The 18,084-nt window shown below is 36.7% G+C and carries 16 protein-coding genes and 1 pseudogene; 2 read left to right on the top strand and 15 right to left on the bottom strand.

Annotated features, from left to right (window positions below; translation table 11 throughout):
- Nucleotides 1–78 precede the first annotated feature (78 nt).
- The 8 genes and pseudogenes from C8P64_RS09950 to C8P64_RS09920 all read right to left on the bottom strand — a co-directional run bounded on the left by C8P64_RS09950 (nucleotide 79) and on the right by C8P64_RS09920 (nucleotide 7,251).
- Nucleotides 79–1,569 (bottom strand): YfcC family protein, encoded by a 1,491-nt coding sequence (locus tag C8P64_RS09950; RefSeq protein ID WP_108171914.1) that lies wholly within the window; start codon nucleotides 1,567–1,569, stop codon nucleotides 79–81.
- A 33-nt stretch (nucleotides 1,570–1,602) separates the two neighbouring features.
- On the bottom strand, nucleotides 1,603–2,040 hold the full coding sequence (locus C8P64_RS09945; protein ID WP_108171913.1) for a nuclear transport factor 2 family protein: 438 nt from the start codon (nucleotides 2,038–2,040) through the stop codon (nucleotides 1,603–1,605).
- A gap of 294 nt (nucleotides 2,041–2,334) precedes the next feature.
- Nucleotides 2,335–3,372, bottom strand: a complete 1,038-nt coding sequence (locus tag C8P64_RS09940; RefSeq protein ID WP_108171912.1) for a serine hydrolase domain-containing protein — start codon at nucleotides 3,370–3,372, stop codon at nucleotides 2,335–2,337.
- 165 nt (nucleotides 3,373–3,537) lie between these two features.
- On the bottom strand, nucleotides 3,538–4,332 hold the full coding sequence (locus C8P64_RS09935; protein ID WP_245889693.1) for a ligand-binding sensor domain-containing protein: 795 nt from the start codon (nucleotides 4,330–4,332) through the stop codon (nucleotides 3,538–3,540).
- Between the two features lie 42 nt (nucleotides 4,333–4,374).
- Nucleotides 4,375–4,608 (bottom strand): annotated as a pseudogene (locus C8P64_RS16735) (two-component regulator propeller domain-containing protein); the annotation flags it as partial.
- A gap of 192 nt (nucleotides 4,609–4,800) precedes the next feature.
- The gene (locus tag C8P64_RS09930) at nucleotides 4,801–5,487 is read right to left on the bottom strand and encodes a DUF4386 domain-containing protein (RefSeq protein WP_108171910.1); all 687 of its coding nucleotides are present in this window, start codon (nucleotides 5,485–5,487) and stop codon (nucleotides 4,801–4,803) included.
- A 321-nt stretch (nucleotides 5,488–5,808) separates the two neighbouring features.
- The gene (locus C8P64_RS09925) at nucleotides 5,809–6,285 is read right to left on the bottom strand and encodes a cupin domain-containing protein (RefSeq protein ID WP_108172229.1); all 477 of its coding nucleotides are present in this window, start codon (nucleotides 6,283–6,285) and stop codon (nucleotides 5,809–5,811) included.
- A 189-nt stretch (nucleotides 6,286–6,474) separates the two neighbouring features.
- The gene (locus C8P64_RS09920) at nucleotides 6,475–7,251 is read right to left on the bottom strand and encodes a DUF6090 family protein (RefSeq protein ID WP_108171909.1); all 777 of its coding nucleotides are present in this window, start codon (nucleotides 7,249–7,251) and stop codon (nucleotides 6,475–6,477) included.
- A gap of 329 nt (nucleotides 7,252–7,580) precedes the next feature.
- Here C8P64_RS09920 and C8P64_RS09915 point away from each other — a divergent pair, with 329 nt between their 5' ends.
- Nucleotides 7,581–9,341: an NHL repeat-containing protein gene (locus C8P64_RS09915; protein ID WP_146167211.1), complete on the top strand. Its 1,761-nt coding sequence runs from the start codon at nucleotides 7,581–7,583 to the stop codon at nucleotides 9,339–9,341.
- Nucleotides 9,342–9,386: 45 nt separating this feature from the next.
- Here C8P64_RS09915 and C8P64_RS09910 read toward each other — a convergent pair whose 3' ends face one another.
- The 3 genes from C8P64_RS09910 to C8P64_RS09900 form a co-directional block, all read right to left on the bottom strand.
- The gene (locus C8P64_RS09910) at nucleotides 9,387–9,899 is read right to left on the bottom strand and encodes a VOC family protein (protein WP_245889692.1); all 513 of its coding nucleotides are present in this window, start codon (nucleotides 9,897–9,899) and stop codon (nucleotides 9,387–9,389) included.
- Between the two features lie 249 nt (nucleotides 9,900–10,148).
- A complete protein-coding gene (locus C8P64_RS09905) occupies nucleotides 10,149–10,664 on the bottom strand; it encodes a DUF4440 domain-containing protein (protein WP_170106649.1) in 516 nt (171 codons plus the stop codon).
- A 50-nt stretch (nucleotides 10,665–10,714) separates the two neighbouring features.
- Nucleotides 10,715–11,230: a lipocalin-like domain-containing protein gene (locus tag C8P64_RS09900; RefSeq protein ID WP_108171906.1), complete on the bottom strand. Its 516-nt coding sequence runs from the start codon at nucleotides 11,228–11,230 to the stop codon at nucleotides 10,715–10,717.
- A gap of 590 nt (nucleotides 11,231–11,820) precedes the next feature.
- On the opposite strand from C8P64_RS09900, the gene C8P64_RS09890 reads away from it, so the two are divergent.
- Nucleotides 11,821–13,989: a TonB-dependent receptor gene (locus C8P64_RS09890; RefSeq protein ID WP_211307611.1), complete on the top strand. Its 2,169-nt coding sequence runs from the start codon at nucleotides 11,821–11,823 to the stop codon at nucleotides 13,987–13,989.
- 250 nt (nucleotides 13,990–14,239) lie between these two features.
- Here the strand turns inward: C8P64_RS09890 and C8P64_RS09885 are convergent, their stop codons facing one another.
- The 4 genes from C8P64_RS09885 to C8P64_RS09870 form a co-directional block, all read right to left on the bottom strand.
- Complete coding sequence (locus tag C8P64_RS09885) at nucleotides 14,240–14,719, bottom strand: hypothetical protein (RefSeq protein ID WP_146167210.1); 480 nt, start codon at nucleotides 14,717–14,719, stop codon at nucleotides 14,240–14,242.
- Nucleotides 14,720–14,870: 151 nt separating this feature from the next.
- Nucleotides 14,871–15,449: a hypothetical protein gene (locus C8P64_RS09880; protein ID WP_108171902.1), complete on the bottom strand. Its 579-nt coding sequence runs from the start codon at nucleotides 15,447–15,449 to the stop codon at nucleotides 14,871–14,873.
- Between the two features lie 173 nt (nucleotides 15,450–15,622).
- Complete coding sequence (locus C8P64_RS09875; RefSeq protein WP_108171901.1) at nucleotides 15,623–16,297, bottom strand: hypothetical protein; 675 nt, start codon at nucleotides 16,295–16,297, stop codon at nucleotides 15,623–15,625.
- A gap of 124 nt (nucleotides 16,298–16,421) precedes the next feature.
- A complete protein-coding gene (locus C8P64_RS09870) occupies nucleotides 16,422–17,804 on the bottom strand; it encodes an amidase (RefSeq protein ID WP_211307610.1) in 1,383 nt (460 codons plus the stop codon).
- Between the last annotated feature and the right edge of the window lie 280 nt (nucleotides 17,805–18,084).

Raw genomic sequence — 18,084 nt, 5'->3', positions numbered from 1 at the left:
GTTTGAATGTCTTTCTTTAGAATTATCAATTACATATAAACCACCGATTTATCCAATTCAGGCCTGAAGAAGTCAGGATCAAACGGAAACCGATAGGAATACAATGATCACGATCGCCAGGATGACTAATAATGGCCAGATAAATTTCAGAAAGCGATCGTATCCAATTTTCGCGATTCCCAGGAATGCCAGGATCAAACCGGTAGGATTAATGAGATTAAATAGTCCGTGTCCAAATTGGTATGCATTTACAATAACTTCTCTGCCAATATTAACCGTATCGGCCAAAGGGGCGATTATAGGTACGGTAAGAACCGCGGTGCCCGAGGTGGATGACACAAAGAACGAGATGAAATTATACACCACGAAAAGCGTATTTATAAAAACCCCTTTTTCCATACCCTCGGTAAAACTACCGGCGGTGTAAAGAACAGTGTCACTTATTAGGCCATCGCTCATTAAAATAGAGATTCCCCGGGCAAGGCCAATAATAAAAGCTACCCCCAGTAAATCGCCTGCACCATTCATAAACGCATTTAGAAAAGTGTCTTCTTTCATCCTGGCCAGAAACCCGATAATGATGGCTCCAAAAAAGAAAACGGTCGTCATCTCTATAAACCAGAAGTCCAATGCGATCACCCCATATACCATAACTACAAAGCAGATTATAAAAACCAATAGAATGATCTTTAGCCTTGGAGTAAGCTTTGGGATCTTCAGGTCTGGATCTACCGCGAAAAGTTTTTCGATATTCTTTTTCTGATCAAAAATTATCGACTTGCCAGGATCTGCCTTTACTTTCCGGGCATATTTCAGAATAAAGATGATGGTAATACCTACGCAAAGAATGAACATGGCGATCCTGCCATAGAGCCCCGTCGTCCATACGATTCCCGCGGCATCTGAAGCAATGATGGTAGAAAAAGGATTTGTGGTGGAAGCCATTACGCCTACCTGCGATCCCAGGAAAACGCAGGCAATAGCAACCAAAGCATCATATTTGGCCGCCAGGAAAACCGGGACCAGGATGGGTAAAAAGGCTATGGTCTCTTCACCAAATCCAAAAGTAGAACCTCCCAGAGCGATCAAAGCGGTAGTACTTATAATCAGGATATATTCCCTTCCTTTCAGGAATTCAGATAACCACTGGATCCCGGCATTAAACGCCCTTGACCTTTCTACAACTCCTACGGTACCACCGATGATTAGGACCAGGAAAATAATATCGGCAGTTTCTATGATCCCTTTAATGGGAGCCTGAAGAAATTCGATTAATCCCTGGGGTTTTGCCTCAACTGTCTTATAGGTCCCGGGGATGCTGATGGGTTTATAAATAGCACCGGAAGTAAAATTTTCTACAGGAATTTTGACTTTGAGCATTTCCAGGGTTTGTGCGGTGGCCGGGAGCTTCTCAATTTTATCTCCATCCTTTTTCAGGAATACATCTTCAGAACTATCATAGGTAAGAGATGCATACGTACCGGCTGGTACGATCCAGGTAAGTACCGCAACAAATGCTGCAATGATCAAAAGTATTGCCTGTGCTGAAGGGAAGGATATTTTTTTCATATTTATCTTGGATAAATTATTGATCAGCTTAATCTAATCGACTTTATTGAGGACCGATTGCCAGGCGGTGAGTTTCCAGACTCCATCTACTTTTCGTTGAACCTCAAGAAACCTGATACTAAAATCTGTTCTCCCTAAATTAACATCCACTTTTCCGGTCAGAACCGCTGAATCATCATAAACTCTGACTTCCACAACCTTGGGTACAAATGAAACATAATCGATCTTTCCAGATCTTATAGTTTCAAGATATCCAGATTTTGTTTCGGTCCAGCCATTTGTATGGGCGTAACTAAGGTCTTCAGTTAAAAGTTCGTCTAGTTTTCCTAAATCTGCGTTGAGCATTGCGGTTATCCTTGCAGATTGTGCATCCAGTACTTCTTGCTTCGAAGTATTAGAACCTAGATTTTGAGCGGTTGTAAAGGCAGGAATTAAAAGCAATAAAAATCCAAAAAGGCAGAGTGCTTTCATAATTACAAATTCAATTATTTAACGCTGTACTGTATCTTAAACGATTCAGTATTCCCTCTAAATATATGATAATTAAACAATTGAATGTTTACTGAAGATATATTCAAAGGAAGAAAGAGCTAAATTTTAAAGTTAGCTGAACTTAAGAATAGATAGTTTTAAGCAGGAGAGATAATTCCATACCTGAATATTGCTAATAACCTGAATTACCAGTAGGTTATGAAGCAACCTTTTTCAGTAAATCAAGTGATTTTTTTATCTCTAGCGGTACCGTATGCTTTCTCAGAAGTAATCTTATTTTTCGTTCCGCAGTATTTTTAAAATCCTGTCATACATTATTTCAGACATGCTCCAGTTGTATCCTTCAAAGTTCACTGTGTTCGTAAACTGGATGATTACCGCATCAATATCACTATGATATTTAGCAATAGTTTGATAACCTGGGATTAGACCTGTATGCTCATAATTGTAGATCGAAGAATAAATTTCCTGTTCCTTTTTATCTTTGAAAACCATACCATTATTTAAGGCCCTGATAAATTTACCCAGGTCTTCTGCGGTTGCTAACATGGATCTTTTATCTTCTGTCTTTAGATCGGTCTCATATCCCACATAATAACCACTCATGACATCATTTGTATTGACCTCGTCTATAGATCTGAAAGTGTTATTTAGTTCTAAGGGTCTTAAAACCTCATTTTTAATGAATTGAAAATGATCATAACCCAGTACTTTATCCATGATCCTGCCAAGAAGAAGATAATTAGTATTAGAATATTCATAGTCTTCACCGGGTTCAAAATTTGCCGGTAAATCATAGATCAGCGCGAGGTTTTCTTCATCGGTTTCTTTTGGTTCAGCCCAATAATTATAGGAATCTGTAAAATTCGGAATTCCGCTTCTGTGCTGCACCAGCATTCTCAAAGTGATTCTATCTGCATTGGCAATCTTACCTCTTAATTCAGGCAGGTAATCTGCCAGATGTTTATCCAGAGAAAGTTTCCCGCTGCGAACAAGTTTGGCGGTAGCTAAAGCATTGTAAAGTTTACCAACACTGGCGATTTTAAATAAGGCATGCGGATCAGCCGGTGTTTTGGTTTCTCTATTTTTATAGCCTGCAGCATAGAATTCAGATGCTTTTTCATTTTTATCGACATAAACGATAATTCCGTCAAAACCGTAATCGGGAGCTTTATCAACCTGTTCCTGTACAGTTTTAGGAAGTGGAGTGATCCATGCTATAACAATTGGCCAGGGTACAAAATATAATGATACTAATGTTCCAATTAGTAAAACTATTCTAAAAAACCAGGTTCTTTTTTTCTTTGTCATAGTTCCAAAGCGATCTTTAAAATCCAGGCCTAAAGATCAAGTATAAGTGTTATTAAGAATTAGAGTTATTCTTCCTCCGTATAATTTTTTTATGTTTTTAAAACTACAGTTTTCTAGGGATTCCGGGCAATATCAGTTAATCGTATTCTTGTTTTTTTATTTCTTTCACCAGGGTCCGTTCCTGGTTACATTTATAAAATTCCCATTTTCCAGCCTATAAGCTCCTCCAAAACCTACGAACCAAAGTCGGTTATCCCGGTCTTTAAAAATTTCAAAAGTAACCGGTGCTTTATTATTTTCGGTTTGCTCAAATTCGATCAAATTTTCTCCATCATAAGTGAATAAATGATGCTGATCTGAAACAAACCAAAGATTTCCGTTTTTATCTTCAGCGATACTTCCAATCCCTTTTCCGGTCTCAATTTTCCCTTCGGTTATATTTTCTGAATGGTCCTTTTTCAAATTGTATAAGCCGGCTTTTGTAGAGACCCATAATTCTTCCTTTTTATCTTCAAAAACTTCATTGATAAAATTCGTTTGTATCCCCGTTCTTTCCGAAACATTCGTCAGGCTATCGTTGACATAGCTAAACAGGCCTGCATTCGAACTGAACCAAAGTGTGCCCTTAGTGTCCTGGTAGATATTATGAACCATTTTTGAGCTTGAAATACTTAAAGTTTTGTCTTTTTTACCTTCGGGAAGCTTGAAGGCTTTAAATTCTTCACCGTCAAAAACACACATGCCCTCTATAGTTCCAATCCATATATTGCCCTTATCATCGGCTGCAACAGACCAAACATCGTTGCTTATCAAACCATCTGATTCATAGTAATTGGTCACGATATTTCCATCTACACTACTTATTCCATCTGTATGACCCAACCATATTTTTCCATCCCTGGCTTCGGTAATATCTTTAATAGTTACCCCTTTTCCAGATGCACTTACTATTTTATCCATCTGAATTAATGAATCTCCTTGTAGTTTGAATGCTCCGTTTTGAGTTCCAAACCATAAATTACCTTTACTATCCTGAAATATGGTTCTTACGACCTGACTTATCTGATTATCTAAACTCGAAAAATACTTGTTTTCTTGGTTATTAGTATTTGACTCAGGGGTATTTAATTTCTTTTCAGTATTGACGGGCTGTAGATCATTACTGGTTTTTTTTCCGTTGCAAGAATTCAAAATAAGCAATGAAATAGTGATTACGAGTAACTTAATTCTAATCATTTTTAGTTTTCATTAATTTGAAAAATGATTTCAATTGATCTCATTTCCCGATAAATGCTAGAGTAGGGGACGCCGCACCGAGCATTCAGATATTATATAAACTCTTTGCCCTCCTGGGTTTTAAAATTATGCTTTTTCGATAATACCAACTATTTGCTATGATTCGTTGTTTTGAATCGCCTTGTTTCATTACTATTCCTTAACCGTTCTTACTCCGTAAATTAATAAATATCCAATCATCCAGAACTCTCCTATTGTAGCCGGAAGAATTAAAATCCTGTTATAAGGAAGATCAATTCCGAGGTAGTTAATAATGGTGCTTATTAGATATCCCACTCCGCCAATTAATATAACTCTCCCTAACCAGACAGGCATCATTCTGGATTTGATCACCAAGTATCCCATGGGAAGAAGCCAAAGTCCAAAGAATAAACCTCCAACTCCCCAGGCGTTTGCGATTACCTCTTGTGAAATTTGTATGAGTAAAACTTTTTCTTCGAAAATTTGGTTAGCGGAGTTCGCCATACTTATCGCAGATGCCATAAATATGGCACTAAGCATTATTACTACAGAATTTACCATTCCCCATATGCCTAATGTCCAGGCCGCCCATTCATTGGAGTTTTTAAATAATTTATAAAACCATACGGCGGTTAGAGCTTGAGATACTACTATGGCGAATTCCAAGAGAAGCCTCAGCCTTGCAATGGATTCGAGGTTGATTAAATTGGTTAAAGTTTTTTCTGAATCTCCTGAAACGAATATCTGAGGATGATATACAAGAAACCCTAATACACCTGAAATGGCTAGAAGCAGATACCAGATTCCCGCAATTCTTGCCGTTTTGACTAACTGATTTTGTTTGATGTTATGAGCCATTATTTCTGATTTTCTTTAATTATCAGTTTTATAGGTTCTATGATTTTGAGAAAACTAATTTTTTGTTGATATCCCAAACATGATTTGAAATATGACGATAATCAGGAAGACTTGTTACATGGTTACTATATTCTACCAGGTCGAGGTTATCCCCATTTGACCGAATAAGGGAGGCAGTCCGTATACTTAGGGAACGGTTTTTACATGATCTAGATAAAGTCAAATAATCCATCTTCAAGCTGAAGGTTAATTGTAATGAACCCTCAGGCTTACGCGAAATTTTTCCAACTAAATTCACATGTCCTCCACAATTACTACTATCTATTGGTTTTCTAGCATTTCAGGCACCTTATCATAATATTCCTGAGTGAGTTTTTCGGTCCAGATTGTTGGTTGTTCACCACTATAGAAAGCCAGATAGGTAACATCATTTTCTATAGTCGATGAGTGCCAATGCTCGGTATCTTTCTCACATCTTATGATATCACCTTGTTTTAGAATTACAGGTTTTTTTCCTCTTTCCTGGTAATAGGCCTGGCCATCTACTATTATTAGAACCTGTACAGAACTATGTTTATGCCAGTCTAAAGTGGAGTTTGCCTTGAAAGTTGCCTTGGTGATGTTATAACCTAATTCGGCGTCATCGTGAATTATTGGATTTAGCCAGGCTTCACCAATATAATGTGTATTTGGCGCCTTGGTTCCCTCTGTATGGTATGAGGAAATGTTATAACCAGAACTTTGGGCAAATAGACATAGAGGAGTTAAAAACATCAGGGTTAGAATTGAATTTCTCATGATAATCTTTTTAATTTTTATAATCTCTCCTGGTTCATAGCTTGCGATAAGCATACTATTGAAAATAATCTGCTGGAAAAGGAATGCGATTCCAACACTTCAGGATACTTTGAAAATCTGTTTAGGTGATCAAGTTAATTATTTTTTTCTGTGGTTACTTTTTACTTTAGATTAGCCTTTTTCATGTTCTTATTCTTCATTCAATTCCTGTCCAATTTGAGATATTAAGTGTTTTGATTCACTTTTTAATTCTTGAAACAGCTCAACGAATATTTCATGTTTGTTTTTATAGACCAGAACTATGTCTTCCAAGGCCTGAAATTGAGAATTAGAAGGACTATTAAGAAATTGAAAATCTTCCATTCGAAACATGCTGGTATTTAAAATTTCTGCTAATTCTTCTGGCTTTCTGGTTTGTTTTATAGTTCCCGGATGAGCACTAACATAATTGGCCATTAGTTCCCGTGAATATTCATTGAACTCTTTAATATAATTCTCCTGGACCTCTATTTTACGATAAAAATCGACCACAGCTACTTTTAATATGGGACTGGAAATAATATTTAGTTTTCCTGAACTTACGAGTTCACTAAAGGTATTGTCCTGGATAGTTAGATATTCAGAATCCCACAATGGTATATTCATGAGGTCTTTGCCTTCCTCGATCGACCTTTGTTCTTCGTAGATCTTTTTTAAGAATGTGGTGTTCCTATCAATTAATAGATTAGCTCTCGCAATACTTTGATTATAATAGACAGTATCTTTTTCCAGATCTAATTTTAGTCTTTTTAAGTAAACAAATTCTTCTTTTTTAAGTTTATTCGATTCATTCCAGTTATTGATCTGTAGCGCAATTAGAATTCCAATGACCACCAGAACAATTTCTCCAATAGCGTATTTCAAATACTTACCAGTTTTTCCTTCTGAAAGCAATTGTTGTCTAATTCTTCTAAAGAATTTTATCATTAGAGGTTGGTTTCTCTAAAGATATATATTTTCTGAAGTTGAATGGTAAAATAATGATATATAGGGTTTTCCTGGTTATTTCAGAGAGACAGTTAAAATCTTTTATCATTTTACGTTGTATGTAAACACCTTTAAATTGGGTGTTTCTTTCTTTTAACCTGGCAATAAATCACAACTATTAATTATAAGTGTTTGATTATCAGTTAAATATCGTAAATTGAAAATCCGATTTAAACTGCAGATTACCTCCCGCCTGTATGGTTATCATTACCAATTCATTTTGCTTTTTAGGTTTCATATAAAAACGTAATCATATAAACCGCCATAAAATGAACACTTTCAAAGTAGTGCCCGTAAAGCTAATTCTAAAGCTATTTCTATTAGGATTACTAACCTTATTTCTCTCCTGTAGTATGGAACCGGAAGAAAATCTTGAGGAAGTCCATTCAAAAGCTGAGAATACTAAAAAATCTTTAAAAGCAGATCTGAAAATTTTAACCAAGGGAGCCATTTTAAATGGAGCTAATGGGATTGATGTTGGACCTGATGGTAATCTCTATGTTGCTAGCGTAAATCGTCAGGCAATCTTTGTAATGGATAAGAATAATGGAAAGATCATAAACAGGTTTGGAACAGAAAACGGGGTATTGGGACCCGATGATCTTGTATTTGGACCTGATGGTACACTTTACTGGACAGATATTCTAACCGGGTTTGTGGGAAGAATGACCATGGATGGACAGCAATTAGGCTATCAATTTGTGGCGCCCGGAGTTAACCCTATCACATTTTCACCGGAAGGCCGACTATTTGTAGCCCTGGACTTCCTGGGAGATGGATTGTATGAGCTCGATCCTCAACTTAGTGATCCTCCAAGACCTATTATCGTTTCTACTCCTGAAAATCCATTTCCACTCGGATTCCTTAATGCATTCGATTTTGGGCCTGATGGCCGCTTATACGGACCATTGTTTGCCGCAGGCCTGGTGATAAGCGTAGACGTTGATGCCGATATTCCGGTTTCTTCAGATCCTTTTGGTGATGGAATTGTAAGAATTGAAGCTACCGGTTTTCAGAATCCCGCATCCGCCAAATTTGACTCCGAAGGTATGCTCACAGTTTTAGATCAAACCGGGGAGGTGTTTAAAATCAATATTTCCACCGGGGAGAAAACTCTTTTTACTGAACTTCAGCCCGGATTGGATAATATGGCCTTTGATGAGGATGGTTCACTTTATATGACCAATAATGATGAAGGCTGGGTAGCAGAGATCCTGAAAAGTGGGCAGGATCGTATATTAAGCCCTGGTGGGATGATTGCACCTTCTGGCCTGGCTGTTTTGTCTGGACCTAACAATAAGGAGTATGTTTATGAAGCAGATTTATTCAATCTTAGGCAATTTGATGGCACTAGTGGCAAGCAACTGAATATTTATAAAGGTTTTTTAGTTCCAGAAGGTCCTGAATCTTTAATCTTACCTATGAACCTCTCATCCGACGATTCTGGTAATCTAGTGATATCATCCTGGTTTAGCGGAGCTGTACAGGTCTGGGATCCTCAAAATGAACAGGTCCTGGAAAATTACTTATTTCCTGTTCCTATAGACGCGGTTCGCTTTGCAGATGATCTAATAGTTTCAGATTTTGAACTTGGAGGCCTTTTCTGGGCCAGTGATGAGTCTAAAATAGCAGATCTTTCAGTTGCGAGTGGTTTGGCAACAAACGGCGAAAGCCTCTGGAGTGCCGATTGGGCTACAGGAACTATTTTCCGAATAGATTTTGATGGGAAAACACCTCTTGATCCGGTAATTATTGCTGAAGATCTAATGAATCCAGAAGGACTTGCCCTGGATAATAAAGGTGGCTTGCTCGTGATTGAAACCGGAGCGGCACGCATATCACGTATAGAACTTTCTACTGGAAATAAAACAATCCTGGCAGAAGGACTTGAATTAAGTCCACCTGGTTTAGGTTTAGGCTCACCACCAACCTGGTCCTTCGATGGAGTGGCCGTAGGTGAATCTGGAGATATTTATATTTCTGGATTGGGAGCTACAGTGATTTACCGTATACCAAATAATAAATATTAGGGGAACTCTCCTGAAGTGAAAGCTTCAGGAGATTTTTTTTGACTTTCATTTATAGAATTCATTTTCATCAACGAGAATGGTCGTAAGTTCTACGGTATGCTTATCAGGGTCTTTTGTATAAATAGACTTAAAATAGACGTGATTCTGAATGGTATAATCAAGATTCAGTTCCTGGTATCGCTTTTCAGCTTTTTCAAAATTCTCCTTATCTACATTAAAAGCAAAATGATCGATTTTGACATTTTTCGAATCGATGTCCAATTCTTTATGATTTGTATTAGCCGGAAAAAGTGCAACTCCAGATCTATTCGCTAACATAAAAACTGGAAATTCACCCCATTCAGGTAATTTATATTTTTTGAGGCCTAGTACAGTCTTATACCAATCTGCAGATGCTTCAATATCTGATACTCTAATAGCTACATGATCTAAAAATCCAATTTCAATACTTTTATTTTGATCTCCCATCCTTTTAAGATTATTACCTGTAAGGTCAAATATTATGGTTTTGCTGGTTTTAAAATATAGCTTTTCTATAAGAATTGTTACCAGGATCATTTATAAATCCTGAGAGCAAAATATTTACTATTTAATTTCCAGGGTTTAATATTAGTCTGATTTTATATTTTTGAAGTATTGAAAAAATGCTGACCCAAGGACTACGGTTCTTGACAATTACAGAGTAGGTGAGTATCCCGACACTTCGTGATCGGTTTAGTCTTGATACTTTGTAAATTGGATTATTTTCTTTCTATCATTATCCGCTATTTATTTAAACCAATTTTGATAATAGTTTTCATTAGCTATTTAGTTTTTCGTTCTATCTCTTTCATCCATGGTTACTTTGTCTCTAAGTAACCAGGTACCATTTTCTTTGGTAATTAAATATGTGGTATTAATTTTTCTGGTTGGGGTAACAACTTCATTAATGATCTGGCCCTCGCGTTCATGATATTGATGAACCACAGCCACATCTGGTCTTAAAAATTTAATCTCAGGCTCCCCATATTTGTTTACGGTAGATGCTGAATATCCGGGATTATTATGGAGTATTTTTATAAAATTGATTATAGAGTCTTTCCCCTTGAAAACGCGACCAAAGGCCTGAAGCCATCGACCGTCCTCTGCCCATATTTTTTCGCGTTCTTCAAAATTTTTACTCTTTTTTTGAATGTCAATTATGTTTTTTATAGCCAAAGTATCCTCAACACTTGGCTGTAGTTCTTCCTGCTTATCCGGTTCTGAAGCAGAATTTGAATTTTCTTCCTTTTGGGCACAACTAAAAACAATGAAAACTAGTATTAGAATATTTAGATATCTCATTTTTTCCATCGGTTTAGATTAATACAAGGCTTTAATTTAGCTAAAACTTTCTACTCATTATCTTCAAGACTTATCCATTTCAGTCGCATCTTGGGATACCTGTCCGTAATTGGACTAAGGATCAATGTATCGCCTGAAAAGACATATTTTCTTTTCGCAACACTTCCCCACATATTTTGAAAGTTTGCTGATTCAATATGATGTTCAATAATTTTGAGGGAGTCATTTACTTGATACTTTCCAAAGTATACAAAATTGTCTGCCAGATGTCTTAGATCTTTCCTGGTTAAACTATCGAGTCCTCCGCTTCCTTCAAAAACGTATTTGTCATAGTTTTCAGTTACGTGATGCACTCCCATTCCGCCTTTACCATCATAAAGAATAAATCCCTTTCGGTTCTTGTAATGGTCCTGTCGAGGTTCCCAAATCGAACTTGAATCAGTTTGTACTTCTACAACGTCGAGTTTCCATCTTCCGGTGAATTTATCGAAATCTGATATTTCATTTTCCTTTTTGCAGGAAAATAGTAGTGCTATTATTAAGATGTATAAATGTTGCAGTCTCATATTTCACAATGTTGGTAGCGGTTGCGGTTATCGTATTTCTGCAGACAAATCCGTTCTTGCATGTCGGTTTAGAATTAGATTGCTGGTTAAGTTAATTAATTTCTTTCTACAGTAACCTTAGATTTTATAATGAGCTGTTGTTTAAGGTATGGTAGCTGAATCCCAGCTTGCACTGACTTTCATGTATTTTATTAAAAATGTACTTTTGGGATCTATGAAATTGATTGTCTTTTTTATATCATTTTTGGTGCTATCGCTGTCCAGTTTCTCATGTTGTTTCCTGGAGGAAATCGGAGAAAACGCGATTTGTATTGAAGATAATACCAATACCAAAGATGATCATCCTGGTGACGGGGCATGCTCACCGTTTTTTAACTGTGGAAGTTGTTCTGGATTCGCGATTAAAGAAAATTTAGAAATTAGCTATGTTAACGACGAATTACCAGGAGTCAATTTCACTTCTTACGTGCATTCATTTAAAAGTGTCTGCCAGAATCCTGATTTTAAACCTCCAAAGAATCTGATTATATAAGATAATCCTTTTCACGTTTAGTGAAGCATATTCATATAGTCATTTTAAAATAATCAGTTTGAAAAATATCATATTGGTATTGCTCTTTCTTGCGAGCAGTACGATCATAGCTCAAAATCAATTTGAGACAAGCATACTAAATGCCGAGACCATGGAACCACTTTACGGAGTGACCATAGGCATACCACAACTTAATATTGGAACTACCACCAATGAGGAAGGAAAAGCCATTCTTCGGAATATACCAAATGGAGAATATAAGATCGTAATCAGTTATATAGGTTTTGAAACCATAACCATAAACCAAACATTTCCATTATCTGATGAACAGAATAACCAGGAAATTTTGCTTCATCCTTCTGAAGAGCAGATGGAAACTATTATCATCGAATCGACCAGAAGTTCCAGAACCTTTCAGGATATTCCCACCAGGGTTGAATTTATAGCCGGTGAAGAGCTTGCCGAAAAAGGAAATATGAAGCCTGGAGACATTCGCATGTTGCTGAATGAAAGTACTGGCATCCAAACCCAGCAAACTTCAGCAACCAGTTATAATTCCAGTATCAGGATACAGGGGCTCGATGGGAAATATACCCAGTTATTACGAGACGGCCTTCCTTTGTATTCGGGATACTCCGGCGGATTAAGTCTGATGCAAATTGCTCCTCTGGACCTTAAACAGGTCGAGGTAATTAAAGGTGCCTCTTCAACACTTTACGGTGGAGGGGCTATTGCCGGTCTTGTAAATTTGATTTCAAAAACTCCTGAAGACGAGCAGGAATTAAGTTTTATGGCCAATATAACCTCTGCTTTAGGATTGGATCTTAGTGGTTTCTATTCCGAAAAATTCGGGAAACTGGGAACCACCGTTTTTGCCTCTTATAATTTAGGAACACCTTATGATCCCGCAGACAACGGTTTAACAGCCATCCCGAAATTTGAACGTTTTACGCTGAATCCAAAACTATTTGTAGACCTGGATGAAAATACCGATTTCAACCTGGGCTTTAATTTTGTTTCTGAAGATAGATTGGGCGGCGCTATAGACTATGTCGAAAATGAAAGCGGAACAGGTTATTTTGAACGAAATAATACAGAGCGCTTTTCTACTCAGTTACTGGGGAATCATAAATTTTCAGACAAAACCTCCCTGCAAGTAAAAAACAGTATCAGTCTTTTTGAACGACAGATCGAAATTCCAGATTATGCCTTTACCGGTAATCAGGTTTCTTCTTTTTCAGAAATAAATCTTTCTACTGTTCAAGACAAAACTGAATGGATAGCCGGTGTGAACTTATGGACCGAAAACTTTGACCAGGAACAGGGAGATCCAGATCAGGACCTTAGTTTCAGTAATTATACGCTGGGTGCTTTTGTTCAGAATATATGGGATTTCGAGCAAAAATGGACCCTGGAAACCGGTTTACGTGGAGATTATCAGAGTGATTATGGTTTTTACCTGTTACCTCGATTCTCCTTAATGTTCGAACCCTCAGACCAGTTAACCTTTAGAGCCGGCGGAGGAATGGGATATAAAACTCCCAGCATATTCACGGAAGAAGTAGAACGGCTGCAATTTCAAAATGTGCTGCCTATAGATATGGACGATACCAAAGCCGAACGATCTTTAGGTTTGAACCTGGACGGGAATTATAAATGGTCTATCACGAATGATCTCAATTTGTCTACCAACCTTTTACTATTCTATACGAGAATAAATGATCCCTTAGTTTTAAATCAGAGCGCGGGAACATTTTATGAATTCTCTCAACCGGATGGTTATATAGATAGCAAAGGAATTGAAGCCAACATGCGATGGAGTTATCATGATTTCAAGTTATTTGTAGGCTACACCCTGGCAGATGTAAATCAGCATTATAACGGTGATACGCAGCAATATCCACTGGTGGCCCAACACAGGCTAAATAATGTTTTGATGTATGAGAAACATGATAATTTCTGGATAGGACTGGAAGCTTACTATTACAGTGAACAGCAATTAACCGACGGAACTACAGGCCAGCCTTACTGGATCCTTGGGGTTATGACCGAGAAAAAGCTTGGAGAACATTTTTCCCTGTTCCTGAATTTTGAAAATATCCTCGATACCCGGCAGAGTAGTTTTGACAGCGTTTATACCGGAACTCTTGATGATCCTAATTTCAAGGATATTTATGCTCCTGTTGACGGCTTTGTGATTAATGGTGGCTTCAAATTAAAATTTTAGGGATATAACCACGCCTTTAAAATCAAGCCTCGAGTTTAAATACTCGAGGCTTTTTAGTTTTTGAAGTTTAGTTTATTGTTGATTGGTGGCATTAGATGCAATGGTCTGATTTAGGTCAAATTGCCTGGAGTAGAGGACGCCAACCTGACACTGCGTAATCGGATTAGTCATGATTAGTTACCAGCATTTATTTTCTTTCTAACGGTGCTAAATAGAGGCGATGAATTGTTGTTGGGTATAGTACTTTGGTTTAATCTAAAAACCTGCTTTGAATTTGGTTAGAAAAGACTTCGGAATTAATAATTCTAATTTTTTCGTCATCTGATTTCAATATTAATTCTTTCTTTTTATAATTTTTTTCTATCTCAAATTTTTTTAAAAATGATATCTGGAAAAAGCTTGGTAGACTATCCTGATGGTATTTTTCCAACTTTTCAATTTCAATGTTATCCAAATTCTTATCTGCTTGAAATTTCAATTTATAGCGCTGGTTTTTTGATACAGGTATTACCATAATTGAGTCGTCAAATCTAATTGCTGGATATTTAAATTTATCATTGATATAGAAGTTAAGAGAAGGAATTTCTTTTTCTAATTTAGAAATAACATCATTTCCATTTTGTTTAAACTCTAAAACCACCCATTTTCCTTCTAAAATGAATTCCTCTTTTTCCTTCAAACAGGAACATAGTAAAAGACATACTAAAAAAATAATAAGTTCTTTTCTCATATCGTTGTAGATATTACGTTCGACAATGCCGAATAAGGTAAGCCTTCCCGGTACCTCGGTAGTTGGCTCAGTAATGGTTCGTGGGTCAAGCTAATTATTTTCATTCTAACGCTAGCGTCTATTGGTGATCTACCTTCGTTGGCTTTAGCGATTATTCTAATTCTTTATCAATAATTGTGAAATCTAGATCTTTTGGTATCCCGAGTTCCTCTCTTTTATTCAAAAACTCTTCTTCATTATCCAAAACGTAACTTTCCTGACCTTCATTATTAATATCAATTATGTGATAAAGAGTTTTACCTCTATATGGTTTTAAACTATCCGGAGGATTCCAGCCATTAATGGTATGATACCATTTTCCATTCTTTTCATAAACCTTATCATCTTTAGATAGATAGATTGTATCAGAAGGGTTAGTCAGCAAATAATCTTCACCCTGGAAATTATTGAATAATCTTTCCTCAATTTCTTTTTCCAGGTTTGGATGTTGTTTAGCGATAATATAACTATCGTTATATCCTACTGCATAAACGGTTTCAGGAACTTGAATGAATCCGCTTTTTCCATCACCTGAACTTCTTAAAATTGATTGATCAGCTTTGTCATCAACCCAATGCAGATAATAGTTTCCTGTTATTTTTGTTGAATTTCCTTCAGATTGCCACCAACAACTTGTGAATACCGTTAAAATTGAAAAGATTGAAAAAGTAAAATATAATATTCGCTTCATTATAAAAAGATTAAAGCCTATTCTCCCGGTTATCCTGATTCGTCGCAGTAAAGGACGGTGTTCCGAGGCTTTGATAGATCGGCCTGGTATTAGTTCGTTGGGTAAGTTAATTATTTTCTTTCTAACGGTGCCGTCTATTGTTGATAAACCCTTAATGTTGTGAGTAACTTATATTATGATCTAGAAATTAAATCCATTTCATCAATTATCCATCTCCCCTGAACTTTCTTAATATAAACTCGATAACCGCCACTATTAAGATATCCAGTACCATATCCGCATTTTAATACCCCATATGAAAACGAAGAATCAAAACGGATTCTACTCATTGAAAATATAGCATTCATATAGAAGTCATAATCTGTGGTCCAAAATTCCCTGAACCTGGGAAAATTACTTGCATACTTAAAATCAATCTTTTCGTCTGCCTTGAGCTTATCTAAATCAATTTGATACTTGAAATCTAAATTAGTAGTATCTGGAGTAAGTCTATTGGAATTAAAATGTTTTAACAAAAGAGAGGCATTTCTCTTTTTTAATAAATAAGTTGAATCTGAAATTGCAGTTATTAGTTTTACTGAATCTTTATAAAGAATTTGTTTTCTTCTCTCAATTTCCTCAAGTACTTTTTCTTTATCAAAAAACCATTCTCCAGAAAGAGTATCAACTTTTTTATATTTCGATATTATTGGAGCGATATTCAACCTGGTATCTTCATGTAAGGAATCTAATAATTGAGGAAAAATTTCATATGCAACTTGTTTTTCGAATTCTAATTGATCGATTTTCTTATCGCAGCTAGCAAGCGATAATAGAATTAATATGAAAACGAATATTTTCTTCAACATATCTGCTACAAGGCTTTAGTTTCTGAGTAATTGCGCTTGTTATAAATTATCTTTCTAGAGTGGAGGGGGAATAAGCATTTATTTATCGTAATTACTAGTATTGTTTTTTTAGTTTTTAGCTGAATCAAACATCAGGGTGTTTCTTATGCCATTCAGTTTTTTGCTCATAGGCATACCCAATCCTACATATCATTTCTTCACTTAATTTTTTACCAATGAATTGAACACTCAATGGGATACCTTCATCTGTAAAACCACAGGGGACCGTTAGTGAAGGTGATCCTGAAAAGTTAGCAGGTTTAGTAAATATTTCATTGGTCCAGGGAGAGGGATCAATTGATCTGAAATCTCCGGGTATTTCTGCCTCTGCATAAATTCCTGGAGGGCACCACATTGTAGGGCAAACAAAGGCATCTACAGTGGATAACATTTGCTCATATCCCGCTGTTATTTCAGCCCTTATCTTTCTAGCATTTTTTAATTCTATTTCAGATAATTTTGATGAAGCCTCCAGTACTTTGCGAAATCCCTCACCATATTCAGCCAAAAGGCTAGGGTATGTTTCGGAATGTATCATGACTGCCTCACTGCCTGCAATTTTCACCCAGGCCTCAACTAGTTGACTAACATCCGGCATTTGAACTTCGATAATTTCAGCTCCAAGTGATGTCAATACCTCTAATACTGATTGAGTTGCTTCTTTAACCTGCTTTTCCACATTTTCAGAGGCATATTTTGAATCGAACCCTATACGGACTCCTTTAATATTGCCATCCAGTTTACTGGTAATATTAGGAACAGGATTATTTAAACATTCCGGATCATTTGGGTCTGAACCAGCAATGATCTGGAACATGGTTGCTGCATCGGCAACACTTCTGGTCATGGGGCCAACGTGGTCCATAGATAAAGCAAGGGGCATCACGCCATAGCGGCTTACTCTCCCATATGTTGGCTTTAAACCTACAATTCCATTTGCTGCTGAAGGGAAACGAATAGATCCACCAGTATCGGTACCTAAGGAGCCAAAACAAAGTCCTGCGGCCGTAGCAACGCCAGAGCCACTAGAAGAAACTCCGGTGAAGCGTCTATGGTCCCACGGATTTTTAGGAACTTTGAAATCTGGATGGTGCGAGACATATGCTCCTTCAGACATGCTTAATTTACCAAGAATAACGGCTCCAGCTTCTTTGAGCCTACTTACTACAGTGGCATCAAAATCTGGTACAAAATCATTTACAATTGTTCCTCCGGTAGTACGAACATCCCGGGTATAGAAAAGGTCTTTTACCGCAATCGGAACTCCGTGCAAAGGGCCTCGGTATTTGCCGTTTTTAAGTTCTTCATCAAGAACTCCGGCCCTTAATAAAGCGCTTACTTTTAATACCGTAATGTAACTGTGAAGCTCAACATCTATGGTGTTGATTCGTTCCAACATATTTTCGGTAAGCTCTACTGATGAAACTTCTTTTGTTCTAATTAACTCACCAATTTCTTGAATTGTCAAATAGTGCAGTTCTTTAGATTTAAGATTTTTCCTATCTGATTTCACTTGATACCAATTCATTGGATATTGCATGGCAATAACTCCCAAACCCAAAAGACCAATTGCTCTGCGTCTGGAAACCGAGCTGTTTTTTTCATTTTTCATCCTATAAACTGGTTTTAGTTAATTATTAATGCAGGTTGATGAAAGCTAAAATTTCCTGTTAAAACAAGCTGGCAGATTAATGAATGGCAATTTTTTGGTCTAGTGTTTTAAAGGTTTATTAAGTTAATTATTTTAT

It is taken from the genome of Christiangramia gaetbulicola, from assembly GCF_003054225.1.
GTDB lineage: Bacteria > Bacteroidota > Bacteroidia > Flavobacteriales > Flavobacteriaceae > Christiangramia > Christiangramia gaetbulicola.
This window is presented reverse-complemented; position numbering and strand designations above follow the sequence as displayed.